Below are 24,735 nucleotides of genomic sequence, written 5' to 3' on the forward strand. Positions count from 1 at the left end.
TAGCAATGGATAACAAACGCAAGATCGCCCTCGCGGTAGCCGCTGTGGCAGCCCTCGGATTTGGCAGCCTTGCCTGGAACAACAGTTCCGGACAGCAGGCCGCCAGTACTGCCGAGCATGGCGCTAACGATGGCCATGGCGACGAAAAGAAAGCCGCATCTGCCGCCAAAGAGGAAGGTGATGAGGGCCATGGTGAAGAAGGCCACAGCGAAGAGGGCGGTGAAGAAGAGGGCAAGCTGACGCTCAGCGCTGAACAGATCAAGGCCGCTGGTGTTGCCCTGGAAGCTGCAGCGCCTCGTGACCTCGGTACCGTCGTGAGCTTCCCTGGCGAAATTCGCTTCGACGAAGATCGTACTGCCCACGTGGTTCCTCGTGTTCCTGGCGTTGTTGAGGCTGTCCAGGCCAACCTGGGCGAGACGGTCAAGAAAGGGCAAGTCCTCGCGGTAATCGCCAGCCAGCAGATCTCTGACCTGCGCAGCGAACAACAGGCCGCACAGCGTCGCGTCGAACTGGCGCGTGTGACCTTCGAACGTGAGAAGCAACTGTGGCAGGACAAGATCTCTGCAGAGCAAGACTACCTCCAAGCACGCCAAGCGCTGCAAGAAGCGGAGATCTCCTTGGCCAACGCCAAGCAGAAGGTCGGCGCAATCGGTGCCTCGGTTAACTCCGTTGGCGGTAATCGTTACGAGCTCCGCGCTCCCTTCGACGCCGTGGTAGTGGAGAAACACCTGACCGTCGGCGAAGTCGTCAGCGAGGCGACCAACGCCTTCATCCTTTCCGACCTGAATCAGGTCTGGGCGACCTTCGCAGTTCCGCCGACAGATCTGGGCAAGGTCACGACTGGCCGTGCAGTGAAAGTCTCTTCGCCTGACATGAACGTCGAGGTCGAAGGGAAGGTGGGTTATGTCGGCAGCCTGCTGGGCGAGCAAAACCGTGCAGCTACTGTCCGCGTCACCTTGACCAACCCCAACGGCGCCTGGCGTCCAGGCCTGTTCGTAAACATTGCGGTCACCTCCCAGACCGATCGAGTTGCCGTAGCGGTCCCTGAGCACGCTGTGCAGACCGTTGAAGACAAACCTTCGGTATTCGTACGCACCCCAGATGGCTTTGACACCCGCCCGGTAAAACTGGGTCGCCGCGACAATGGGTACGTGGAAATCATCGACGGTATTGAAGCCGGCGCCCAGGTAGCAACCAGTGGCAGCTTCACACTCAAGTCCGAGCTCGGCAAAGCTTCTGCCGAACACGGTCACTGATGCGAACTGACAGGATGATTTCTCATGTTTGAACGTATCATCAGATTCGCCATCGAGCAGCGCATCGTAGTAATGATCGCCGTTCTGATCATGGCGGGTATCGGTATCTACAGCTATCAAAAGCTGCCCATCGATGCGGTACCCGATATCACCAACGTCCAGGTGCAGATCAACACTGCAGCGCCTGGTTACTCGCCCTTGGAAACCGAACAACGGATCACGTTTCCAGTTGAAACGGCCATGGCCGGTCTCCCGGGCCTTCAGCAGACCCGTTCCCTGTCTCGCTCTGGCCTGTCTCAGGTCACCGTGATCTTCAAGGATGGCACTGACATCTTCTTTGCCCGCCAGTTGATCAACGAGCGGCTGCAGGTTGCGAAGGAACAGCTGCCAGAAGGTGTAGAGGCCGTCATGGGTCCGGTATCTACCGGCCTCGGCGAGATCTTCCTGTGGACTGTTGAAGCCGAAGATGGCGCGGTCAAAGAGGACGGTACGCCGTACACCCCGACCGACCTGCGCGTGATCCAGGACTGGATCATCAAGCCTCAGCTGCGTAACGTCCCGGGTGTGGCCGAGATCAATACCATCGGCGGTTATGCCAAGCAGTTCCTGGTTGCGCCGGATCCAAAGCGCCTGGCTACCTACAAGCTGACACTCAATGACCTGGTCGCAGCGTTGGAAAGTAACAACGCCAACGTCGGTGCCGGCTACATCGAGCGTAATGGTGAACAGTTGCTCATCCGTGCACCGGGTCAGGTAGGCAATATCGAAGACATCGCCAACATCGTGATCACCAGTGTGGATGGTGCACCGATTCGCATCAGCAGCGTTGCTGACGTCAGCATCGGTAAAGAGCTCCGTACAGGTGCTGCTACTGAGAACGGCCGCGAAGTCGTGCTCGGTACCGTGTTCATGCTGATTGGTGAAAACAGCCGCACCGTATCTCAAGCTGTCGCCGCCAAATTGGCGGACATCAACCGCACCCTGCCAAAGGGCGTGGTGGCTGTGACTGTTTACGACCGTACCAACCTGGTTGAAAAAGCCATCGCGACGGTGAAGAAGAACCTGGTGGAAGGCGCGATCCTGGTTATCGCCATTCTGTTCCTGTTCCTCGGCAACATCCGTGCGGCTCTGATCACCGCGATGGTGATTCCGCTGTCCATGCTGTTCACCTTCACAGGCATGTTCAACAACAAGGTCAGTGCCAACTTAATGAGTTTGGGGGCACTCGACTTCGGCATCATCGTCGACGGTGCCGTGGTTATTGTAGAAAACGCGATCCGTCGACTGGCTCATGCGCAACATAAGCATGGCCGCATGCTCACCAAAACCGAACGCTTCCACGAGGTCTTTGCCGCGGCGCGAGAAGCTCGCCGGCCGCTGATCTTCGGTCAGCTGATCATCATGGTGGTGTACCTGCCGATCTTCGCCCTCACCGGCGTCGAAGGCAAAATGTTCCACCCGATGGCCTTCACCGTTGTGATGGCGCTGCTGGGTGCAATGGTCCTGTCCGTTACCTTTGTTCCTGCAGCTATTGCCATGTTCGTCACTGGCAAGGTGAAGGAAGAGGAAGGCGTGGTCATGCGCACAGCTCGACTGCGCTATGAACCGGTTCTGCAATGGGTGCTGGGACATCGGAACATCGCTTTCTCGGCCGCAGTAGCCTTGGTCGTGCTCAGTGGTTTGCTGGCAAGTCGTATGGGTAGCGAGTTCATCCCAAGCCTCAGTGAGGGTGACTTTGCGATGCAGGCCATGCGTGTGCCTGGAACGAGCCTCACTCAATCTGTCGAGATGCAGCAGCGTCTGGAGAAAGCGGTGATTGCGCAGGTGCCTGAAGTTGAGCGGATGTTCGCACGCTCGGGTACCGCAGAAATTGCATCTGACCCGATGCCGCCGAACGCCTCTGACGCCTACATCATGCTCAAGCCTCAGGATCAGTGGCCTAACCCGAAGAAGCCTCGTGATGAGCTGATTGCTGAAGTGCAGAAGGCCGCAGCGGGTGTTCCAGGAAGCAACTACGAGTTGTCGCAGCCAATCCAACTGCGTTTCAACGAGCTGATTTCGGGCGTGCGTAGTGACGTCGCTGTGAAAGTCTTCGGCGATGACATGGACGTGCTCAACAACACCGCCAACAAGATCGCGGCAGCGCTCAAAGCGGTCCCGGGCTCATCGGAAGTGAAAGTTGAGCAGACATCCGGCCTGCCGGTGCTGACCATCAACATTGACCGCGAAAAAGCAGCACGCTACGGCCTGAACATCGCGGATGTTCAGAACTCGATCGCTATCGCCGTGGGTGGCCGTCAGGCCGGCACGCTGTATGAGGGCGACCGTCGGTTCGACATGGTAGTACGCCTACCAGAGACCGTTCGCACCGACGTAGCGGGTATGTCCAGCTTGCTGATCCCGGTACCTGCCAATGCGGCACAGGGTGCCAATCAGATCGGCTTCATCCCGCTGTCCCAGGTCGCCAATCTGGACCTGCAACTGGGCCCGAACCAAATCAGCCGCGAGAACGGCAAACGTCTGGTTATCGTCAGCGCCAACGTTCGAGGCCGCGATCTGGGGTCCTTCGTTGAGGAGGCGACCGCATCGCTGGACAAGAAGGTGCAAATCCCTGCGGGCTACTGGACGACTTGGGGGGGCCAGTTCGAGCAGCTGCAGTCGGCTGCCAAACGCCTGCAGATCGTTGTTCCAGTCGCCTTGCTGCTGGTCATGACCTTGTTGTTCCTGATGTTCAACAACCTGAAGGACGGCATGCTGGTCTTCACCGGTATTCCATTCGCACTCACCGGTGGTGTTGTGGCGTTGTGGCTGCGGGACATCCCACTGTCGATCTCGGCAGGTGTCGGCTTCATTGCACTGTCCGGCGTTGCAGTACTGAACGGCCTGGTGATGATTGCCTTCATCCGCGGGCTAAGGGAGGAGGGACGAACGCTCAGACAGGCAGTCGATGAAGGTGCATTGACCCGTCTGCGACCTGTTCTGATGACAGCCTTGGTAGCGTCCCTGGGCTTCATCCCGATGGCTTTGGCCACCGGCACCGGTGCCGAAGTTCAGCGGCCATTGGCGACGGTGGTGATTGGCGGGATCCTGTCCTCCACCGCACTGACCTTGCTGGTACTGCCTGCCCTGTATCACTGGGCACACCGCAAGGATGAAGACGGCGACGAGGCCGAAGTGGTTAGCTAACAGCCTCCGCTAAAGAGAAGCCCACAACACGTGTTGTGGGCTTTTTTGTTTAAAGTGAAGTAGATGCACTTACCTTTCAAAATTGTAAGTTTCTCGTCATGCCGGTGATGCCTATGCATTGCTAAGGTTACGCCCGAGAAGTTTTGAAATTGAGAGGGTTTTATGAAAAAGCTAATTATCGCTGCTGCACTTGTTGTTTTCTCGGTGGCTTCGCAGGCCAACACTTTCTCCGAGAGCAAGCAGCTTCAATACACCAAGGAACACCAGACCGCAGTGGCCAAGTACGCGGAGAAAAATGGCAAGCCAATGCCAGAGATTCAGGATTACAAATATGGCATGAAGATAGACGTTGCGAAATTCGTACGTCAGTCGCAGGACCCCCGTACCTGCCAGGTCTATCCACGGTTGATGACCTTCGAGGACTCCCAGGGCACGCTCAAGACTGTTCGTTACTCGATGTATTCGCAATGCATCAACAACAAGTAGTAAACGATTTGAACAGAACAATTAGAGAATTCATAAATGCCAGGCAGTGCCTGGCATTTTTTATTACGCCCGATACCCCATAGCTTCGAAATGTTAACGCCTGGGCTCGGGCAAACCGTGCAATAGATCTTAGCCAACCAACAGAGACGGCTCCCCAACTGCAGAGGGCAATTGGAAGCCTTGACCCCAGAAGGGACGAGTTATGAAGAGTTTGCTTGAACGCCCTGATGACCAAGCCGGGCATGAAGGTCATAGCCATGAGCATGGCGGCATTTTTGGAATGAACACAGAGCTGATTTTCGCGCTGATCTGTGGTGCTCTCCTGGGTGCCGGAGCTCTCGCAGGAAAACTTGGCCTGATTGATCGTCTGCCTCTGATTCTGTACGTGTCGGCCTACGTGTTCGGTGGATGGTTCACCACTAAGGAAGCGGTTACCAACATCCGTCAGAAACGCTTCGAGATCGACTCGCTGATGCTTCTCGCCGCAGTCGGTGCCGCGAGCATCGGCGCCTGGGCGGAGGGGGCTCTGCTGCTGTTCCTGTTCAGTCTGGGGCATTCCCTTGAAAGCTACGCGATGGGGCGGGCCAAGAAAGCGATTGAGGCACTGTCCAAGCTCGCACCAGCCACCGCGATCGTACGCAGAGCAAATGGCACGGTGGAGATGCCCGTGGAGCTGCTGGTTCCCGGTGACGTTGTCATCGTGCGCCCCAATGACCGCCTGCCGGCCGATGGTTTTGTAGTCGTAGGCTCCTCAAGTATCAACCAGGCGCCAGTAACCGGTGAGAGCGTCCCCTTGGACAAGCAACCTGTTCCTGATGCCGAACTCGCACGCAGCAAGCCAGATGCAGTGGATGCAGCCTCGAAAGTCTTCGCCGGTACCATCAATGGCGAAACGCTCATCGAGGTTGAGGTAACCCGGCGCTCTACGGAGAGTACCTTGGCGCGGGTCATCAAGATGGTCAGTGAAGCCGAAGTCAGGAAGTCACCGACCCAGCGATTCACGGACCGCTTCCAACGCATATTCGTCCCGTTGGTTTTACTGCTGGTAGTCGGGCTGCTATTTGCCGGCATTTTCCTTGACGAGCCGTTCCGTGACTCGTTCTACCGGGCGATGGCCGTACTGGTTGCAGCCAGCCCCTGCGCGCTCGCGATCGCTACACCAAGCGCCATTCTCTCTGGCATCGCCAGGGCAGCCCGAGGTGGCGTGCTGATCAAGGGCGGTGCGCCACTTGAAGAGCTTGGATCATTGAATGCCATGGCATTCGACAAGACCGGTACCCTGACCGAAGGGCGCCCACGTATCACCGATGTAATACCCATAGGCGGCACGCAGATCGAGGATCTGCTAAACGTCGCCATCGCTGTGGAGTCGATGAGCGACCATCCGCTGGCTGCGGCAATTGTGCGTGACGGTGAAGAGATGATTGGCACACGGCGCCGATTCCAAGCCAAGAACATGAGCAACATGATTGGCCGCGGCGTGCGTGCTGAGCTTGATGGGCAGTTCGTCTGGATTGGCAAGGTCGAGATGTTCGGTACCAATGGTATTCCCGCACTCAGCAAGGCAGCCCTGGAGGCTGCGGAGCGTCTACGTCAGTCAGGCCGTACCACCATGGTGGTACGGCGTGCTGACAAGGATCTGGGCGCTATCGGGCTATTGGACACACCCCGGGAGGGGGCCAAAGAGGCACTCCAGAAGCTTAGAGAGATGGGCATCGAACGCATGGTCATGATTTCTGGAGACCACAACCGCGTTGCAGAGGCTGTAGCCAAACAAGTTGGCTTAGATGAAGCGTGGGGAGACCTGATGCCGGAAGACAAGGTCAAGGCCATCAAAAACCTGCGCCTTAGCGCCAAGGTGGCCATGGTGGGTGACGGCGTCAATGATGCCCCTGCCATGGCCAGTTCGAGCGTTGGTATCGCAATGGGGGCTGCTGGATCTGATGTTGCCCTGGAAACGGCTGATATCGCGCTTATGGCTGACGACATCAGGCAACTCCCATTTGCGGTGGGGCTGAGCCGTCACACGCGATCGATCATCCACCAGAATCTGTTCGTCAGCTTGGGGATTGTGGCCATCCTGGTTCCGTCCACCATCATGGGCTTGAGCATTGGTGCCGCTGTTGCGATCCATGAGGGCTCCACACTGTTGGTCGTCTTCAACGCCTTGCGCCTGTTGGCCTACCGCAGAAGCACCTGATCCCTGAGCTTCAATCATGAAGCTAAGCAGGGAAATGACCTGAAGTAGAAGTACGGGTCGTGCGCGATCAGCGCACGACCCGTACTTTTCTCTCACTCGTCGATCCCGATGCGCTTGAGGCTTTCAAGGGCCTTTCCGCACTCAGGTGAGCCATGCCGTAAGCCGCAGGCCAATGCAGCTTTGAGGCTCATGACACCGGCTACGAAACCGACTTGATTGCCGACTCCGTGTCCGTCCGCAAATCCCTGATCATACGCAATCTCGACAAGCGCATTGATCGCCGCCAGGGTGTCCTGTTTGTTTTTACTCTTTTGCATATCTACTCCGCGAGCATTCAGCTCATATCGCTCGGTTAGGTGGCGGCGCCTTCAGGTTTGGGGTGAGCGAATCCCGCTCCCATAGCCAATCCCTAACGGGGGGCTCAGCCCGCCACCGTAAGGAAAATCAGCTATTGAGAGCAGATGACTCGTTTTGGTCACCCGTGCTGCTCGCCTCACCGCATTGGCACTGAGTGGGTACATCCGGGTAGTCGCTGTGATTCTCAATGAACAGCGTTCGGCAGGTTTCGCACCCATAGATCCGGGGCAGGGATTTAAGGCCGCTCGGAAGCACGTCACTCAGAGGCTCGTTATGCCAAGGAGCCCCGTCAAGGATTCTTGAACGCAGGATGTTTCCCAGGCGCCAGGTGTCACTTTGTGCGCGCCAGGACCACATCGGCGCAGAAAGCGAATACTGGATGAAGGTCTCTTGTGACTGCCTGGATAGCGGGTACTTGGGGCGGGTCCAGCCGGAATCGATGATGCTGAACCCCATGCCCATTTCTGCGCTCGGGTGGGTCTTTTCACCAAAGAAACGGTCATGCGTCGCTGGAGCCGTCGCATGATGGTCAGTCGGTGGGAATACCCACAGATAACACTCATCCCGGTTGACCATGCTGATGAGCTCGCTTGGCCCCCGCATGGGGGAATTTGCAGCCAGGGCGAAGCGATCCTTCCACGACATTTTGGGAGGCGGCGCAATACCAGCAGCGATGGCCAACGTGGCAGTCTTGGGGACGAAGCGATCGCCTAGCTCGTTCAGATCCAGGTTCTTGCAGAGAGCCTTGAAGGCCTTTTTGCGAGTCTTCGAGCTGAAGGAGGGGTCAAGGAGCAGGCGAACCTGGTTCACGCCGATTCCCGCAGTTCGTAGCACCTCAATGACTTCTTCAGCCACACCGACTGCTTGAAGATCGGTCAATCCTAAGCACGTTTTCGCCCGCTCGACCGCCGCGTAGAGGTTGTACTGCCGTGTCTCGTTGTCACGACAGACCTGAATTGGCAGCTTGTCTTGGATGGCAACTTGCGGTGCAACGGAGCCGATGGCCGCGTGGAACAGCTGGTGGAGGTGCAGATGAGAGTACGGGCGGCCAGAAGCCGAGAACGAGGCGTGCAGCTGAGCAGCGAGAGGTTGAAGCAGCTTTTTTGCAGGCATGACTATCCCCTAATGAGCGACGTTGGGGTAGCTGCGCTTGTAGGGCCGTTAGACGCGAAGCTGGACGTCGAATCAGGTTCAATCATGAATAGGAGTCAGGTTTGATTTGCTTGCACGGCCACCATGCAAAGCCCGACGCGGCAATCACATCAGATTCGCCGAGCTTTGGCAAGAGCGGTCATCGGTAAGCGAAAGCAGGTAGGAGGAGGGCGCTCCATGCTTGATCACCTCCAGAAACAGGAAAGCCGGAAGCACGTTGAGCGCTTCCGGCTTTCTCACGTCAGACTGATGAGAGGGATCAGAAGACGTATTGCAGGCGGGTCACGATGGCATTGCCGCTGTCGTCGCCCACGGTGTTCTCGTTGTTGTCGGTGCGCACGTTGATGTAGTTGGCACTGACTTTCACCGCCTCGTTGACGTACCAGTTCACACCCACCGTGTGGCTCTTGGCCTTGCGCTCGTTCGATTGGTCCGCCGCGGTGACCAGGTTGCCGTCTTCGACCTTGATATCGTCAAAGCGGTAGAAGACTTCCCAGGCCCCCAGTTCCTTGTTCTCTGGTTTGATAGTGTCGAACTTGGCACCATCGAGCTTGTAGATACGCGGCTCGCCGGTCAGGGTGTAAGCCATCTGGGCGTAGTAACCGGAGGCCTTCATGTCGTTGTTGGCCTGGTCAGCTTTCAGCTTGCGGCGAAGGTATTCCGCTTGAACCGAGAACGGGCCGGTGGCCCAGGCACCTTCGAGACCCCAGACCGAGTCGTCCTTCCACAGGCCATCTTGTGCAGCAGCACCGCCAAACAGCATGCGGTTGCCGTTGGTGCCGGCATCGCCGCCGCCATTGGTATCTACACCGCGGACGCCCAGACGCGAACGAATCCGGGTATCGACCGCACTGTTTTTGAGGTCGCGGTAAGCGTACTGAGCACCGACGTGCAGGACGTTGCCATCACTGTGCAGCGGTGCGAACACGCCACGTACGTTGTAGCGCTTGGTGCTGTCGCCATCCGAGTTGTTATTGGTTTCGCTGAAAACGCTACCGGAAACATAAGCCATGTCAGCGATGGTGCTGGTGGCTTGAACACCCATGCCGGCGTTGTCGTTGATCCAGTCCGCCAGGTCGTACGAGAGGTTCCGCTCCATGGCGGTGGTCCACTTCGAACTGGTGGCTTTCTCAAGACCGAAGTCGGTGTAGAAACGGCCAAAGCGCAGTTGCACCGGCTTGAAACCCGTGTAGGTCAGGCTGGCTTCGTCGAAGTAGCCGTCGGAGTCGTTGCCCGTGTTGCGGGAAAGGTCGTAGTTGAGCTGATACTTCCAGTCGCGGTACAGCACGCCACCGAGCTCAAGGTAGGCGCGACGGAAGTAGCCTGCGTCAGCGGTATCGCCATTCTTGGTGAAGACACCATCGAAACGGCCGTAGTCGGCCTGAACTCGGCCGCCCAGTTTGAAACTGAATTCCTTGTCAGAAGTCGATACTTCAAGACCGCCCTTGGTCTTCAGAACGATGTCAGCTCCGTCAGTGGTTACTGTTCCGGAGAATGCTTGCGAGGAAAATGTGCCTATTATTGCGGCAGCCAACAGCTTTTCCCGCATGTTCGAAGAACGGATCATTGCTTGCCTCTCGTATGTTAAGTGCTTAGCTACCGACGTTATATTTCGCCCTGCGCCGGCCTAAATTTATCTTGCAGATGGGAGCAGGCCACGGTTGTCACCTGCTGTAACAAGATGCCTTTGTTCTAAGCACTCTGACTAGGTTGCAAGCGAATATGACAGTTGTGTTTCTGTAGTGTTAACGGAGGAGTTTCAAACCTAACAAAACTGTTACCGAACAAGCCAGTCCTTCTTATCAAAGAAGCTCTTCTTGATCAATCTTCGAATTTCCAAAACCTGCGGATTGCGGACAAGCTTCGTTTTGATAACAAGATAGACATCTTTCTCCTCCAGGTCGTCCAGGAAACCCGGCACGGGTAGGATATTTCTCTCCAGTTTTCGGCTGTAGTCGGGCAGCACTCCAATACACGCACCGCCAACGACAAGGCCTCGTGATAGGTTGTAGCTCTTGACCCGAGTGGTACCGCCCTGATGCTCAGCCATTATCGATGCCCACTTTCGTGAGCCCGCCAAGATCTCTTCATCCCAAGGGACAACGAGCATGAAGTTGTGCAAATCCAAGCTCTCCACTGGAAGGGTGACGCTTCTTGAATAGCGGCTGGAAATGAACAGGGCGTGCCCAATCCGGCCAAGCCGTTCAAACCTATACGTAGGATGGCGATCAAGCGCGCCTTTATCATCTGGGCTCACCAAAGCGATACCCACATCGACTTCACACTCAGAAAGCATCTGCGTTGTGCATTCTGAATGGATTTCCAGCTGCATTTCGGCATGATCACGCACGTAGGCGACTAGATCGCGGTTTACGATGTCGTTCAGCACTGGCTCTGTGATCGCGATGGTAAGCCTGGGGACTTCCTTTTCACCGGACTTGCCAAGGCCGTCTGGGCCGAAGAGCTGGCACAGGTAATGGCTGACCCTCTCGCCTGTGCGGGTCAGGGCAAGCTTGTTGTGTTTGTAGACAAACACGGGAGCACCAATGTGCTCTTCCAGTTTCTCCAAGCGTTTCCGCAGGCCTACCACTGGCACATTGAGCCCTCGGGCAGCCTGTTTGAAACTGGCACAACGTGCTGTTGCGAAAAACTCTACGGCCAGCTGATCATCAATTGGCAAATCATCCAATATGTCAGGGCTGTAAGGAACAACGGTGCTTGTATATGTTTCATTTTGTGTAACCATTAGGTCCCCCTTAATTCGGGGAATCTATCTCAATGCCACCCGGTGTTTCCTTATCTTGTCAACATTGTAATCCACGGGTCATGCATGCGTTATCGGAAGGCTTTTATTTCGAAAGCGTAATTTTCAGGCAATCCCTCTGATATTGTAGCGTGCTAGCCTAGTGCGCCGACTTGTTACTTACCATATATAGATTCGGCTAATTACGCATTTACATTTAGTTCACTATTTTTTCACCTTTGCCTCCATAGGCTTTGGGCATGGAAAATCAAACCCCACCTCTTACTACCTTACTGATTCGTTATCTGGGGATCGGCTTCATAGCAACGGGAGTCCATTATGCGGTGTTCCTATTGCTGGTTACGACAGAATTCGTTACTCCGTTACTGGCCAGTATCTGTGGCGGCATGGTTGGCGCAATCGCGAGCTTCATTGGAAATAGGGCGCTCTGTTTTGTGGCAGATGGCTCTCGTAAGTTTCAGCCTGTCAGGTTTGCACTGGTCGCGTTAACCACAAACTTCGGCAATGGCGTGGGTATGTGGTTCCTCATCAAGTCGAATCTGTCACCGCTCATCTCCCAAGTCGTAGTGACCTTAAGCCTCACTGCACTTGGATTCATTGCACATCGTTTTTGGACATTCAATCATGCAGACATTACATCGCTTTCCCGAGCGCCCTGATCCCTTGTTAACCATCGTGGTCCCTTGCTTCCAGGAAGAGGAAACCATCCCCGAGTTCCACCAGCGAATCACCCGCGTGGTGAAGCGCTTACCCGTCTCCTGCGAAATCCTCTATGTCGACGACGGCAGTAATGACCGGACGGCCGACATTCTTCGCCACTATCAGGATGGGTCATCTGTACGTTGCCTGTCCCTGAGTCGCAACTTCGGCAAAGAGGCTGCACTGAGCGCCGGGATAGACCATGCCCGTGGCAGTGCGCTGATCTTCATTGATGTCGACCTGCAGGATCCACCAGAGCTCATCGCGGCCATGGTGGACTACTGGCAACGCGGCTACGACGTGGTGAACATGCAGCGCAACCTGAGAATCGGTGATTCGTGGTTCAAGCGCATGAGTGCCCGGGCTTACTACTGGGTCATGCAGCGCCTGGTGGAGAAGGTGGACATGCCGGCCGATGTCAGCGATTTCCGATTGATTGGGCCTGCGCCGCTGGCAGCCCTGCGGGCCCTGGATGAACGCTCCAGGATTCTCAAAGGCATGATCGGCTGGGTAGGCTTTCGTACCATCGAACTGCCCTACAATCGCACTGTTCGCCATGCCGGGAGCACCAAATGGAATGCAGCTGGCCTGTTCAATCTGGCCATCGAGAGCATCGTCAGCTTCTCTCGCAAACCACTGCGCATTTTCAGCCTCATCAGTTTCGGTCTTTTCGTCTCCAGCATCTGCTACATGCTTGCGTCGCTTGTGGCAGGCAGTTTCGACATCCATCACCTGATCGTCGGAATGGCTTCATTCATGTGCGTCGGTGTCGCCATGGTGGGGGAGTACCTGGGCGTGACACTCGCGGAAGTGAAGCGCCGGCCTCTCTATTTCCTGAAGCACAGCAACAAGGCAGATCCCGTGTCACTCCACCCTTCGATGGCTTCGATCGAGGGTAAGAAATGCTGAACCTGAAGAACGAGAGGACGCTGTGGTGGGTCCTGGGTTCGATTTTGCTATTGCGTTTGGTGGGGCTGGGCATCTACCCGCTGATGGACACATCTGAGGCCCGTTACGCTGAAATGGCTCGCAAGATGGTCGAGTTGAATGACTGGATCACGCCCATGTTCGACTACGGGGTACCGTTCTGGGGCAAGCCTCCGTTGTCCTTCTGGACCCAGGCCGCGAGCATGACGGTCTTCGGCGTTAACGAGTTCGCTGCGCGCTTCCCAGCGTGGCTACTCCACCTGGCAAGCTGTTTCATCATCATCAAACTCGGCACGCAGCAGATTTCTCGTAACGCCGGCATCTGGGCTGCCATTATTTTTTCCAGCACCACACTTGGCCTGGTCTCCAGCGGTGTTGTGCTGACTGACCCTGTTTTGTCGTTCTCGATTCTGCTGGCCAGCTACGGTTTCTGGCGTTGGATGAAGTGCGCCAGCAAGGCGGATGCCTACCTGATGTTCGCAGGTCTCGGGCTGGGCTTGCTTGCCAAAGGGCCGCTGACCCTGGTGCTTATGGGGGCGCCGGCATTCGCCTGGTTCGTTATCTACAAGGAATGGGGACGGGTACTGAGGCTTCCCTGGATTAGCGGCCTTGTACTCATGTTCGGTATATCCGTGCCATGGTATGTCGCGGCCGAGATGAAAACGCCCGGCTTCATGGAGTACTTCTTCGTTGGTGAGCACTGGAGCCGCTACGTCGTCAGTAACTGGGCAGGGGACCTCTATGGTAGTGCTCATGCCAAGCCGTACGGCAGCATCTGGATCCAGCTCGGATTGTCGCTACTGCCATGGGCCTTGTTTCTACCACTGTTGATCCGCAAGCGTGGATCGATGCAGCGCTTCAAAGCCTACCTCTGGCTGTGGGCCTTGGCGACACCGGTCTTCTTCACATTTGCAGGCAACATTCTGTGGACCTACCTGCTACCCGCGCTGCCAGCGTGGGCATTGCTGCTGTCTGCACGGGTCAGCGAAGTTGGCCCGAAGACCACCTGGGCTGCCGCTGCGAGCGCATTGGTGTTGCCAATCATCGGTGCGGGCATCATCTACGCCGGGGTACTAGAGGAGCGCCCTCAGAATCAGCGGGATGTGGTTCAAGCCTGGCTCAATGTGCAGTCTGCTCATTCCGCTCCCCTGATCTATCCTGGCCGCCGCTCATACTCGTCGGAGTTTTACAGCAGCGGGAAGTCCGAGAACATCAAGGATCCTGCCAAGTGGCCGCGGGATGGCTCGTTCTATCTGTCCAGGCGCTTGCGAGACAGCAAGGATGGTCTGCCCGCTGATCTAGCTTGCACATCGATCACCGAAGCGAACGCCAGCCAGCTCCTGCTGTGCCATTGGAAACGCCCCGCACAAGGTGCCGAGGGTCTGGCCGGAGAAAGCAATGCGGAAACGCCTCGCAAGAACGAAGGCTAAATTCCAAGCACAAAAAAGCCAGGTTTTACCCTGGCTTTTTTGTCGATTTCTTTCGTCATTTGAAGTCCTATTTAACCGCCGATTAATTGTCGGCTTGTTCCTTACCATCCTTGCTTTCTTTCTTTTGCTCTTGAGCGACTTGTTGTTTGTTCTGGTCCGAAGAGTCATCGCTCCATAGGCGAGCCTGTTCGGTTCGGAAGTTCTCGTTGAACTGTTTCGTTCGCTCGAAGCCGCCTTCAGCGTAAGCGGTACCCATGAGACCCAGCAGCAGGCTGCCAATAGCGATAGATTTGACAAATTTCATTGTGAACCTCGGTTCATACTAGGCCAACCTGATTAGCGGCCTTTGTTGGTTTGTAGTTTAGGAACGCGAAGCTAACGACAAGGTGAGTCAATAATTACAATTCCGTAATTTTGGCTGCAGATAGGATGCGTTAAATCTTCAAATCTGGAAGGATCATGTCTATCTCGGCACTGTCGAGGGCGACTTCGAATTTTCTCTTAAATTACAATTTTGATATCTAGCGCGTTAATTCAGCGCGGCGTTGTTGGCCGCCCTAGGAGATAGCCATGAATGACATAGAGCCCTGGGCAGTTGCTATCGGTGACTTTCGCCGCTGCACTGAAAAACTCACTGTCCAGCTCGATGAGCTGACCTCGCAGACGCGCACCTCCAGCGCTGTTCTGGAGAGGTCGAACGAACTGGTGGAGCAGGTGGACGCTGTCGGCCGGCAGATTCAGGAGGAGGTGCGAAAGGCGGAGAAGGCTTGGTCGAACGCGGAGGAGGTTGCCTTGCGCGCCGCTGCATCAGCGTATTCAGCTGCATGCCGCGGAGTCGACACCGCCATCCAGCCACTGATCTCGGAGCTTACAGCAGCGACAAAGGCGGCGGACGCCTCTATCCAGGAGCTCAAGCGGGCACCGGTGCTGGCCAAGCGTTATGTGATGGTGGTCGCCACGGCGTTCTTCATTCTGGCGCTGATCTGTGTCTACTCGACCATGCGCCTGATCGATGCCGCCGGCAGCGTAAGTGCTCAAGAGAAAGTGAATGCTCAGTACTTCTCACACCTGTGGAAAAACGCCAATCCTGACGAACAGAAGATTATTAAGTCGGTGATTCTGCGGTCGCCCATGGACCCTGTGGTCCTTCGGCACTGATGCATTGAGGCAAACAAAAGGCCCGTCGATTGACGGGCCTAATCGTGTCTGCGCAATTTAAGCGGCGGTCATTGCCGGCTGCATTTGCTGGGCTTCCGGAAAGTGAAGGTGGAACCAGGTGAAGTTTTCTTCGGTCACCTCCACGCTCGCCGATCCCTGGTGCAGACTCATGATCGACTGCACAATGGCCAAGCCAAGACCGGTACCGCCTTCGCTCCGTGCTCGGCTCTTGTCCACACGGTAGAACCGCTCAAACAAGTGCGCGTGGTGTTCCTTGGCAATACCACGGCCGGGGTTGCCGACACTCAACGTCGTACCGCTCGCACTATGCTGCACCTTAACGTAGACCGTGCGGCCGCGAGGGCAGTAACGGATCGCGTTCGAGACCAGATTCGAGACGGCACGTTGAACCATCAGGCGATTCCCGCGCACCACGTCATCACTGCCGGAGATCTGCAGCTGAATCTCGCCTTCTTCTGCTGAAATGCTGAAGAGATCGCACACTCGCTGAACCTCGTCGACCAAGGAGACGGATTCGAACTCCACCATTGATGCTGGATGACTGACCTGGGCCAAGAACAGCATGTCGGAAACCATGCGGCTCATGCGGTCCAGCTCTTCTGTGCACGACTCCAGAACCTCCCGGTACTCGGAAAGCGATCGTTCTCTGGTCAAGGCAACCTGGGCCTTGCCCATCAGGTTGGAAAGCGGTGCTCGAAGTTCGTGAGCAAGGTCGTCAGAAAACTGCGAGAGCTGCTGAACCCCATCATCCAGGCGAGCCAGCATGATGTTGATGCCGTCGGCGAGCATTTTGAGTTCTGCCGGCATCCCATCAGTTGGAAGGCGATGGTCGAGGCTCTCGGTTGAGATTTTCGAGGCGATCTTGAGGAACTTGGTCAGTGGTAGCAGGCCTCTGCGCACAGTCCACCAGCCAATGGCCAAGATCAGTGCGAGGATGACGGGGGACATCATCAAGGCCCAGGTCAGCAACGCATCGAGCAGCGCCTCACTGGATGACTGGTCCATGGTCATATAGACGCTGACCTCTGTTCCATCGCCCAAACGCATGATTCGAGAAGCACTCAGCAGAGGACGGTCCTGCGTATCACGCCATTCGTGCTCTTTGGGCTGGGCCGCCGGCTGAAACTTGTGCACCTCCAGATTGACCTGTTTCGAGCCAATCGAGAGCAGGGGAGTCTGATTCTGTGAGGTATCGAATATGCTCACATACAGGTTGTTGTGGCCCATGACCAAATCGACAAGCTGATGCGCATCCGCGTTGACGCCGGAGATGTCCGGGATGGTGGACAGGTTGTGAGCCATCCCCGCCATCTTTACTTCCAGGTCTGCTCTGGCATTTCTTTCCAGAGCCTTGCCTACCATCAGATAGCCAAAGGTGGCGAACAGAAGCAGCAACGCTGCGCTCATCAACCCAACTTTTAACCCCAGCTTTGCAGCCAGGCTGAATGGCCTCATGCGCGTTCCTCAAAAACGTACCCAACGCCACGAAGCGTGTGAATGAGCTTGGTTTCAAACGGGTCATCGATCTTCGAGCGCAAGCGCCGGATGGCTACATCGATGACATTGGTGTCGCAATCGAAATTCATATCCCAGACCAACGAGATGATCTGAGAGCGAGTCAGCGCTTCGCCCGTTCGGCTCATGAGCAGGTGCAGAAGCGCAAATTCCTTGGTGGTGAGATCGATGCGTGTGCCACCGCGGAAGACGCGATGGCGGACGGAGTCGAGTTCCAGATCGGCAATTTTCAGCGAGCTCTTCTCGACTAACTCATCACCACGGCGTTGCAGCGAACGGATGCGAGCAAGCAGCTCAGGGAATTCGAATGGCTTCACAAGGTAGTCATCCGCGCCGCCGTCCAAGCCCTTGAGCTTGTCATTGATGCGTCCGCGGGCGGTCAGCATGATGATGCGGACCCGGCTGGTCTTACGGATGGTTTCCAGCAGGTCCCAGCCGTCGATACCCGGGAGGTTCACGTCCAGGAGGACCAACGAATAGACATTAGTGTTGAACAAGTGCAGAGCATCTACACCGTTGTGCACGATATCTACGACATACCCGCTTTCGGATAGGCCCTGCTGAAGATATTCGGCAGTTTTAATTTCGTCTTCCACAACTAGAACGCGCATAACTTATCTCAAGGTGTGAGGAAGGAGTTGGCCTAATCCGCCAAGATTATGGTTGCAGGCTGTTCGAAAGTTTGGCTGAGGGTATGGCATGTGGTAGTCGCTACCTCTGTCCATACGCCGGGTCACCTGAGGACGCTTGAATCTTAACGCGAAGAAGCTGGCCGCGGCGAAATCCTACAAATTTGTAATGTAGCCGCAAGATTTCTGACAGTCATGCAGGCTCCACCCCTAAGCATAGCGGATTCTGGGGCCTGCGGCGGTGTATGACAGATTCGCCTGGCAGGTGGAATCGGCCAGGACAGGCAGCATTTCGGTCGTTAGCTTGCAAGGACTGGTACTGGCCTTGGATCGAGGGCGCCACGCAGGCAGACCCCATGCACGGCCGCAAACCGCAGCGCCTTTCTGCAAATTAGTTCACGTGGCGGCTCGATATTCTCTCGAATAATTATCTTACAATCTATTACATGTCCAAATTGTAATTGCACGATCATCTTGGTGTTAGCCTCCTTTGCTAGTTTAAGGGCAGCGGAAGAGGCATCGCTGCTTTGGAAATTGTCTCATTTCAAAGCAGCTTGGCAAGAGCACCGAGCAGTTGTTCGCGCCAGTGCATTCACCTGTAAACCATACGCTCCTTTGGTAGGTGAATTTTAGCGCCCCCCTACGGGCGCTTTTTTATTAAGGGACTTCTTATGAACACTACTGTATCAGCGATCGCCGTGTTTATGCTCTTTACATCACTAACAGCCAATGCCCAAAGCGGTATGGAGATCAATAAACACATCGAGCGTACTGCTAGAGAGGCTACAGCGGATTATGCTCAACGCGTAAAAAAGCCCATGCCTCAACTAGAAGACTACGCCTATGGCATGGACCTGGACGTTGGTAAGTTGGTGTATGTATCACCCAATGTGCGGTACTGCGGTAATGTAAGAAGCATGATGACCTACGAAGACTCGAAAGGCGAACTGCACATGGTTCGCTACCTGGTGAAGGGCGAGTGTGTTAATAGCCGTTAAGACTCATCAAGATGATCCCTGCGGCCACCGGATCATAGAAGCTCAATGCCGAACCGGCGCAGCAGTATGGCGAAGCCTCCGAAGCTGGCCATTGTGATGAGGATGCTGCTGATCAGTGTCGGCCAAAAGCCGAGCTTAGGTAGCAGCAATGGAAAAGCAATAAACATCGGCAGGGTCGGAAGCACGTACCAGAACGTGTACCAAGCATGGTTGGAGATCTTCTCCATGCTCTGGTTCTCTAAATAGAGCCAGACCAACGTCACGACCGTGACCAAGGGTAGGGCGGCGACCAAGCCGCCCAGCTTGTCGCTGCGTTTCGCCAGCTCTGACACGAGAATCACTATACCGGCAGTGAGTAGGTACTTCGTGATGATCCAGGCCATCGCTGAGCCTTCTGGAGGTTGTTGACGAGGGCAGGCGAAGCCATTCACCAACCCCCTTGAAGCGCTCCTGCCGTTTACGGCATCCCTCACCGCATTTTTTTTGCAACATCACCCTCAGCCAGGAGGGTGATGTGTTTGCATGGTGTTTACCGATCGGTCAGTGCGAGGGTGAGGGAACGCTCTCGTGGAAAGCTGCCCGCTCGATCTGGATGGTGCAGTGATGGATTTCGAATGCATCGCTGACAGCATCCACGACGGCCGCCAACACAGCATCCCCATCTGCAGAATCCCGAACCACTACGTGCGACGTCATCACGTTACTGCCACTGCTGACAGCCCACACGTGCAAGTCATGAACGTCCGTCACGCCATCTACTCCGAGGATGGTGGCCTCGATTGCCGTAACGTCGAGCCCCCTCGGGACACCCTCCATGAGGATCCCCAGGCTTTCGCGAAGCAACTGCCACGTCCGCGGCAGAACCCAAAGGCCGATCGCCACAGCGACAATCGTGTCGACCCAGGTCCAGCCGGTGAAGCGGATGATAAGTGCCGCGATGATTACGCCAAGCGAGCCGAGCATGTCGCTCCAAACTTCGAGGTAGGCTCCTTTGACGTTGAGGCTTTCGTTGCTCGCAGATGCCAGAAGGCGCATCGAAATTAGGTTGATGATCAGGCCGGCGATTGCGATCCACATCATCGCTCCGGTAGCGATCTCCGCCGGCATGAAGAAGCGCTGGTAGGCCTCATACAAGATGTACATCGCCACCAGGAAGAGCAGCACGGCGTTGAACGTCGAAGCCAGAATTTCCAGGCGCGCATAGCCGAAGGTTCTTTTCTGATCCGCCGGCCGCTTGGCTATCTGAAGTGCAATCAGTGAGATCGCCAAGGCGGCAGTATCTGTGAACATGTGAGATGCGTCCGACAGCAGCGCCAGGCTGCCGGTAATCCACGCACCGATCACTTCTGCAATCATGAAGCTGCCAGTCAAGCCGAGCGCCATGATTAGCTTCTTCTGATGCCCCTCGCGTACTGCAGCGCTGCCATGGTCATGATTTGAACCCACGTATTTCTCCTTGCGCAGGGTTGTGGTCTCGTTGGCCTTCCTGTCTACCTAGCCTTAGAGCGTCGCTTGGCCACACTGACTGCAAAATCTTGCTCCTGCACTCAGCAGCGAGCCGCAGGCGGTGCAACCACTCGATAGCGGTGTTCCGCAGTTTAGACAAAAGCGTGCTGACGGATCGTTGGCCGTCCGGCACTGCCTGCAGCCCTGCAGATCTTTGATGGGGGCAGGAGTGGGAGGGCGCCCGCCGTCATACACCTGATTACCGCCGTCGCAGCCCTGCTGCCGGCCATGGCGATCATATTGCTCGGCCCCATGTCCCCCGCTGTGGTGCTTGCCTCCACCGTGGTTTCCACGGCCATGGTGCCCGCCCAGGATGTTTTTGAAAAAGCTCATGGTATTCGCCCCTCATTGATGGGTGACATATTAACGAGCAAAAGTTGAAAATTATGTTCTGCTCGCGAGAAAGACTTGTAAGTTGAATTGAAAGTTCAAAATTAGCCTACGACAAAACGAAACCGTTTTGTTTGTGAAATTAAATTTATCTAGCTGAGCGGAGCATTGCTTTTGGTGGGTAGTATTCCCCTAATTTTGATCATAGCGTGATCAATGACAATCAAAACAGCAGTAATTGGATTTCTGTCAGCATTGTAATCCCGAGGTCATCGTGTCGTTATCAGGTCCCGGAAATAATGCGCTCAGCGAGATTCATTTCTCTTTTTATCCCTATGCCTCACACATACTAAGCGTCCCCAACGCCTAGGGGCCTAAGGCCTCTGACGCTCCGCACATTGCGCAATCGCTCAGCATCTGTCGACGGTTTGCCTTGTAGCTCCCGCTAACTCCATAGCTACCGCCATGGATAAGCAGCTTCCAGAGTTTGATAATGACACCTTCCAAATCCATTGTTCACACCCTGTTAAGCAAATGGATCTTTGCTATTCGCAATGCGCGGCAGAAAGGCATCAGTACTAATTTGCTAATCGGCCTGGTGACTTTTTGGTTACTGCTATTCGCGAACGCTGAGCTCTGGAACGTGCTCTGGAAGCTGGTATTCAAAACCGATGAAGTGAACTGGCAGCTAGCGGCTAGCCTCCCAGTCATAGTATTCGCATGGGTGTTTACCGTTCTGAGCTTGCTGTCATGGGGGCGGCTGGCCAAACCCATACTGTGCCTGGTACTGATCAGCGCGTCTTTTGCGAGTTACTTCATGAATGCCTACGGCATCGTGATCGATTACACAATGTTCACCAACGTTGTGGAGACCGACGTCGCTGAGGCAACCGAGCTGCTGAATTGGAAGCTCGGTCTTTGGGTCGCAATGGTTGGGGTGTTGCCCGTCTACCTGATTGCCCGGGTTCCCCTCCGGCGCAAGCCTTGGGCCAAAGCTTTGGTCAGCAGGTTCATTGCTCTGTCGCTCGCTCTGTTGACCTTATCTGGCATCGCGTTGAGTCAGTACCAGTCGTATGCCTCCTTGCTGCGCAACAATCGGGAGATCCGGCTGATTCTGGTACCTACCAACTTGTTTGCGGCTGGCCATGGGTACCTGAAGCGTCAGCTGGCCTCACCTAAAACGCTGACGGCCATTGGTACTGATGCGGTAGTTAATCGACAGGGTGCGGCTCGTAAACCCAGGCTGCTGGTACTGGCAGTAGGAGAGACCGCTCGCTCCGCCAACTTCTCCCTCAACGGCTACTCCCGTGAAACGAATCCGGAACTAGAAAAGCGAAATGTCATTAGCTTCACGAACGTGAGCTCCTGCGGTACCGCTACCGCGGTCTCGCTGCCATGCATGTTCCTGGACGTGGGTAAGGCCCAGTACAAAGATGGCTTGGCCAAGAGCCGAGAAGGGCTGCTCGACGTGCTTCAACGCGCTGGCATCAGTGTCATGTGGACTGACAACAACTCGGGGTGCAAAGGGGTCTGCGACAGGGTTCCCAACCACAAGGCTGCCTCTCACGCGGATTCCCAACTGTGCACCAGCGAGGAGTGTAAGGACGGGGTGCTGCTCACGGAGATGCAAGACTTCATCAAGCGCCAGGAAGGCGATGCTGTCCTGGTGCTCCACTACAAAGGCAGTCACGGCCCGGCCTACTACAAGCGCTACCCCTCGCAATTCAAGAAATTCGCACCGGTGTGCGAGACCAACGAGCTCGACAAATGTAAGCAGGAGGAGGTGGTCAATGCCTACGACAACTCAATCCTCTACACCGATTATGTGACTGCAAATCTCATCGATATCCTGGCGGCCAACACCAAGTTCGACACTGCGCTGATGTACGTTTCGGACCACGGCGAATCGCTGGGGGAGGGTGGGCTCTATCTACACGGGCTGCCTTACGCGATGGCTCCTGACGAGCAAACAAAGGTGCCGTTGGTACTTTGGATGTCTGACTCGCTCGCGAAGAGCGAAAAGGTCAACGTGGGTTGTTTGAAAGCTCAAACCACGTCACCGCTGAGCCACGACAACCTGTTCCACACCGTGCTCGGCATGATGAACGTCCAGACGTCTTCGTATCGCTCAGCGCTGGATTTCACTGCCCCTTGTAAGCCCTTTGTCGGAGGCTCTTATTCTGGCCTCTGAATGTTCGATGTGGACCGGATCATCGGCCAGGCGGTTCTGCACCAGCCTGCTTTGACAGCTGAGAGAAGCTGGACTAATTACATAGCTGCATTCAACAACCCAAGCGGAAAAGGAAGTTTTGCATGAGCATCAAGCCAGGCCCAAAGCGCACCAATGAAGATGGCACTCCGGACAAAAGGCAGCGAGTCACCCCTGAAAAGCAGAAGGACCATCCGGACCTGAAACCCCACAAGCACAAAAAGGGGGAGTAAGAAAAAAGCAGCTCTCGGGAGCTGCTTTTTTTTTGGGGCTGTGTGCAAACCCTCCCGACCGTCTCGCTGATCAATCGGACCGCGTCGTGAGTCTTCCGCTTGGCTTGATGGATTCTGAAGCTACCTCCGGATCGGTTATCCCTTCAGTGCGGACGACGAGACTGATATCCCAGAGCGTTGAGCTGATACTCGCTGACAGCCCGAAATTGTGATTCTGCGATTTGACGCAGGCGCTCAACCTCTTCGGCAGATGAGCCAGAAGCCTGCGCCTCGTGGTATTGCTTCATCGCATCCACTGCGTCGGTATACATGGGGTGGTCGGGGAGAAGAGCTGGCATCTTTTTCGTCATGTAGCGGCAGGTCCTCACTGGATAGTCGACGGTGGTTTACCTGCTTTGAGGAGCTGAAAATCAATGACCGCCTGATAGAGCGAATCTGCCAATGGGTGAAGACGCTGTACCTCAAGGTCTGGCAATCCAGCAGCCTCCGCTTCGTGGGCCTGTCGGATAGCTTCAAGCGCTTGCCTCATCAGTGGCTCACCAGCCTCGACCATTCCAATGAATGTGCGCTTCACAACATTTTGCTCCATTCAGCTGAAGATGAATTATAGGACACCGCGGCGTGGCAAGGCCCCGAGCAGCATAGGTGTTCGACGCCCGACTGAACGAATCAATGAGGAGCGCGCTGGCCTGGGGAGTGGCCAGGGCGCGTGTCGTAGCTACGTTGTAAACCACTTTTTTTCACTGTAAACCACTGTGGTTACAGTGAAAAAAAGTGGTTTACAACAGGCCTCCTCAGGCCTGAGTCAGCTCCAGCAGATCGCCCAGTTCCTCCCGGGCCATCTTCACTCTATCCATTCTGCGATAAGGATGATCAACCGGCATCCGGATAAGGGATTCGAACCAAGCCGAATCGAATTTGATGACTTCCTTGTGAATGTGCTCAAGCTCACCTCCGCGAGGCTGTGACACTACAAACTCCATGCTTTCAACCAAGCCGGACGCTTCACTGTCTTTGACGATTCGATGGCGGATGAAACTCATTTTGAGATCAAAATATGCCGCCTTCGAACCAGGCACCTTCTTCGATTCCAGCCGACCAGTGCTGCTGATTTCCGCCCCTGGCACCTCAGCGGCAATAGCTTTCACCAGCTCAGCATTTCCAATGACCTTCTGGCCAAACAGGCGGGTGGCGTCCGACATGTAAGCAAAGATCCATGGCACATTGCGAAGCGTCGCGCCGGTATAGAGGTAGCCACGCTCTCCCTTGTAACGCTGCAGCATGCCTCTCAACGCGTTCTCGGAAAGGACCAGTTGGGTCTCTTTCTCCAGGATGTAAACCACGCGATCGAACTGTTCGATCAATAGCTTGAGAATCTTCCGTGGGACGCCGTCAAACCTGGTTTTTCGTTCTGTTTTCTTGTGCTGGCGAGGCTGGAAGTACGGGCAATCGTTACGGGCCTCACTATCAAATGGAGCGATGCCGCGAATGCTCTTAGTAGCATGTTTCCCGAATGGGTTCTTCACGTTAGGCGGTAGCTCATACAGCCCAACCAGCTGGACAGGGTTGTCGCATGCCGGGCATACGTAAGCGTCCGGCGAACTCACCTTCCGAACTCCAGCATTAAGGGCGATGGTGTCCGCGTATTTTTAAGCGGACGCGATCACCCTTATCGCCAG

The 24,735-nt window shown here is 55.6% G+C and carries 23 protein-coding genes and 1 pseudogene; 11 read left to right on the plus strand and 13 right to left on the minus strand.

What is annotated here, in order from left to right:
* The first annotated feature begins 5 nt into the window (after positions 1-5).
* The 4 genes from ACI2KG_RS12675 (at position 6) to ACI2KG_RS12690 (ending at position 7,128) form a co-directional block, all read left to right on the plus strand.
* Complete coding sequence (locus tag ACI2KG_RS12675) at positions 6-1,256, plus strand: efflux RND transporter periplasmic adaptor subunit (protein WP_010951455.1); 1,251 nt, start codon at positions 6-8, stop codon at positions 1,254-1,256.
* A 24-nt stretch (positions 1,257-1,280) separates the two neighbouring features.
* Positions 1,281-4,442, plus strand: coding sequence for a CusA/CzcA family heavy metal efflux RND transporter (locus tag ACI2KG_RS12680; protein ID WP_010951454.1), 3,162 nt, complete (start codon positions 1,281-1,283; stop codon positions 4,440-4,442).
* A 162-nt stretch (positions 4,443-4,604) separates the two neighbouring features.
* The gene (locus ACI2KG_RS12685; protein WP_003253432.1) at positions 4,605-4,928 is read left to right on the plus strand and encodes a DUF2790 domain-containing protein; all 324 of its coding nucleotides are present in this window, start codon (positions 4,605-4,607) and stop codon (positions 4,926-4,928) included.
* Positions 4,929-5,130: 202 nt separating this feature from the next.
* On the plus strand, positions 5,131-7,128 hold the full coding sequence (locus tag ACI2KG_RS12690) for a heavy metal translocating P-type ATPase (protein ID WP_404662143.1): 1,998 nt from the start codon (positions 5,131-5,133) through the stop codon (positions 7,126-7,128).
* Positions 7,129-7,220: 92 nt separating this feature from the next.
* On the opposite strand, the gene ACI2KG_RS12695 is transcribed toward ACI2KG_RS12690, so the two are convergent.
* The 4 genes from ACI2KG_RS12695 to ACI2KG_RS12710 all read right to left on the minus strand — a co-directional run bounded on the left by ACI2KG_RS12695 (position 7,221) and on the right by ACI2KG_RS12710 (position 11,383).
* The gene (locus ACI2KG_RS12695) at positions 7,221-7,445 is read right to left on the minus strand and encodes a hypothetical protein (protein WP_010951451.1); all 225 of its coding nucleotides are present in this window, start codon (positions 7,443-7,445) and stop codon (positions 7,221-7,223) included.
* 127 nt (positions 7,446-7,572) lie between these two features.
* Positions 7,573-8,598, minus strand: a complete 1,026-nt coding sequence (locus ACI2KG_RS12700; RefSeq protein ID WP_010951450.1) for a hypothetical protein — start codon at positions 8,596-8,598, stop codon at positions 7,573-7,575.
* Positions 8,599-8,896: 298 nt separating this feature from the next.
* Complete coding sequence (locus ACI2KG_RS12705; RefSeq protein WP_009395904.1) at positions 8,897-10,204, minus strand: OprO/OprP family phosphate-selective porin; 1,308 nt, start codon at positions 10,202-10,204, stop codon at positions 8,897-8,899.
* A 210-nt stretch (positions 10,205-10,414) separates the two neighbouring features.
* A complete protein-coding gene (locus ACI2KG_RS12710) occupies positions 10,415-11,383 on the minus strand; it encodes a LysR family transcriptional regulator (RefSeq protein WP_010951447.1) in 969 nt (322 codons plus the stop codon).
* A gap of 257 nt (positions 11,384-11,640) precedes the next feature.
* Here ACI2KG_RS12710 and ACI2KG_RS12715 point away from each other — a divergent pair, with 257 nt between their 5' ends.
* The 3 genes from ACI2KG_RS12715 to ACI2KG_RS12725 are packed head-to-tail and all read left to right on the plus strand — an operon-like array spanning position 11,641 to position 14,457.
* Positions 11,641-12,060 carry a GtrA family protein gene (locus tag ACI2KG_RS12715; protein ID WP_010951446.1) on the plus strand — a complete coding sequence of 140 codons (420 nt, stop codon included), beginning with the start codon at positions 11,641-11,643 and terminating at the stop codon, positions 12,058-12,060.
* Positions 12,026-13,009 carry a glycosyltransferase family 2 protein gene (locus ACI2KG_RS12720; protein ID WP_010951445.1) on the plus strand — a complete coding sequence of 328 codons (984 nt, stop codon included), beginning with the start codon at positions 12,026-12,028 and terminating at the stop codon, positions 13,007-13,009. Before ACI2KG_RS12715 ends, ACI2KG_RS12720 begins: the two co-directional genes overlap by 35 nt.
* The gene (locus ACI2KG_RS12725; RefSeq protein ID WP_010951444.1) at positions 13,003-14,457 is read left to right on the plus strand and encodes a phospholipid carrier-dependent glycosyltransferase; all 1,455 of its coding nucleotides are present in this window, start codon (positions 13,003-13,005) and stop codon (positions 14,455-14,457) included. Before ACI2KG_RS12720 ends, ACI2KG_RS12725 begins: the two co-directional genes overlap by 7 nt.
* 82 nt (positions 14,458-14,539) lie before the next feature.
* Here ACI2KG_RS12725 and ACI2KG_RS12730 read toward each other — a convergent pair whose 3' ends face one another.
* Complete coding sequence (locus ACI2KG_RS12730) at positions 14,540-14,761, minus strand: hypothetical protein (protein WP_010951443.1); 222 nt, start codon at positions 14,759-14,761, stop codon at positions 14,540-14,542.
* Positions 14,762-15,027: 266 nt separating this feature from the next.
* Between ACI2KG_RS12730 and ACI2KG_RS12735 the strand changes: the two genes are divergently transcribed.
* On the plus strand, positions 15,028-15,615 hold the full coding sequence (locus tag ACI2KG_RS12735; RefSeq protein WP_010951442.1) for a hypothetical protein: 588 nt from the start codon (positions 15,028-15,030) through the stop codon (positions 15,613-15,615).
* A gap of 57 nt (positions 15,616-15,672) precedes the next feature.
* Here ACI2KG_RS12735 and ACI2KG_RS12740 read toward each other — a convergent pair whose 3' ends face one another.
* A complete protein-coding gene (locus ACI2KG_RS12740; RefSeq protein ID WP_010951441.1) occupies positions 15,673-17,091 on the minus strand; it encodes a heavy metal sensor histidine kinase in 1,419 nt (472 codons plus the stop codon).
* Positions 17,088-17,762, minus strand: coding sequence for a heavy metal response regulator transcription factor (locus ACI2KG_RS12745; protein WP_003253457.1), 675 nt, complete (start codon positions 17,760-17,762; stop codon positions 17,088-17,090). Before ACI2KG_RS12745 ends, ACI2KG_RS12740 begins: the two co-directional genes overlap by 4 nt.
* Positions 17,763-18,451: 689 nt before the next feature.
* On the opposite strand from ACI2KG_RS12745, the gene ACI2KG_RS12750 reads away from it, so the two are divergent.
* Positions 18,452-18,778: a DUF2790 domain-containing protein gene (locus ACI2KG_RS12750; RefSeq protein WP_010951440.1), complete on the plus strand. Its 327-nt coding sequence runs from the start codon at positions 18,452-18,454 to the stop codon at positions 18,776-18,778.
* Between the two features lie 32 nt (positions 18,779-18,810).
* On the opposite strand, the gene ACI2KG_RS12755 is transcribed toward ACI2KG_RS12750, so the two are convergent.
* The 3 genes from ACI2KG_RS12755 to ACI2KG_RS12765 form a co-directional block, all read right to left on the minus strand.
* Complete coding sequence (locus ACI2KG_RS12755; RefSeq protein WP_011953105.1) at positions 18,811-19,161, minus strand: DUF3147 family protein; 351 nt, start codon at positions 19,159-19,161, stop codon at positions 18,811-18,813.
* 157 nt (positions 19,162-19,318) lie between these two features.
* Positions 19,319-20,224, minus strand: coding sequence for a cation diffusion facilitator family transporter (locus tag ACI2KG_RS12760; RefSeq protein WP_010951438.1), 906 nt, complete (start codon positions 20,222-20,224; stop codon positions 19,319-19,321).
* A gap of 54 nt (positions 20,225-20,278) precedes the next feature.
* Positions 20,279-20,617: a zinc ribbon domain-containing protein gene (locus ACI2KG_RS12765; RefSeq protein WP_079732563.1), complete on the minus strand. Its 339-nt coding sequence runs from the start codon at positions 20,615-20,617 to the stop codon at positions 20,279-20,281.
* Between the two features lie 490 nt (positions 20,618-21,107).
* Between ACI2KG_RS12765 and ACI2KG_RS12770 the strand changes: the two genes are divergently transcribed.
* Together ACI2KG_RS12770 and ACI2KG_RS12775 are read left to right on the plus strand one after the other, a co-directional pair.
* On the plus strand, positions 21,108-22,805 hold the full coding sequence (locus ACI2KG_RS12770) for a phosphoethanolamine transferase (protein WP_003298414.1): 1,698 nt from the start codon (positions 21,108-21,110) through the stop codon (positions 22,803-22,805).
* Positions 22,806-22,927: 122 nt separating this feature from the next.
* Complete coding sequence (locus ACI2KG_RS12775; RefSeq protein WP_003253468.1) at positions 22,928-23,056, plus strand: hypothetical protein; 129 nt, start codon at positions 22,928-22,930, stop codon at positions 23,054-23,056.
* Positions 23,057-23,199: 143 nt separating this feature from the next.
* Here ACI2KG_RS12775 and ACI2KG_RS12780 read toward each other — a convergent pair whose 3' ends face one another.
* The 3 genes and pseudogenes from ACI2KG_RS12780 to ACI2KG_RS12790 form a co-directional block, all read right to left on the minus strand.
* Complete coding sequence (locus tag ACI2KG_RS12780; RefSeq protein WP_003298411.1) at positions 23,200-23,406, minus strand: hypothetical protein; 207 nt, start codon at positions 23,404-23,406, stop codon at positions 23,200-23,202.
* A 14-nt stretch (positions 23,407-23,420) separates the two neighbouring features.
* Positions 23,421-23,630, minus strand: coding sequence for a hypothetical protein (locus ACI2KG_RS12785; protein ID WP_003298409.1), 210 nt, complete (start codon positions 23,628-23,630; stop codon positions 23,421-23,423).
* A gap of 220 nt (positions 23,631-23,850) precedes the next feature.
* A pseudogene (locus ACI2KG_RS12790) lies at positions 23,851-24,642 on the minus strand (hypothetical protein); the annotation flags it as partial.
* Positions 24,643-24,735 lie beyond the last annotated feature (93 nt).

The sequence above is a fragment of the Pseudomonas sp. NPDC089407 genome (genome assembly GCF_044900445.1).
In the GTDB taxonomy this organism is placed as follows: Bacteria; Pseudomonadota; Gammaproteobacteria; order Pseudomonadales; family Pseudomonadaceae; genus Aquipseudomonas.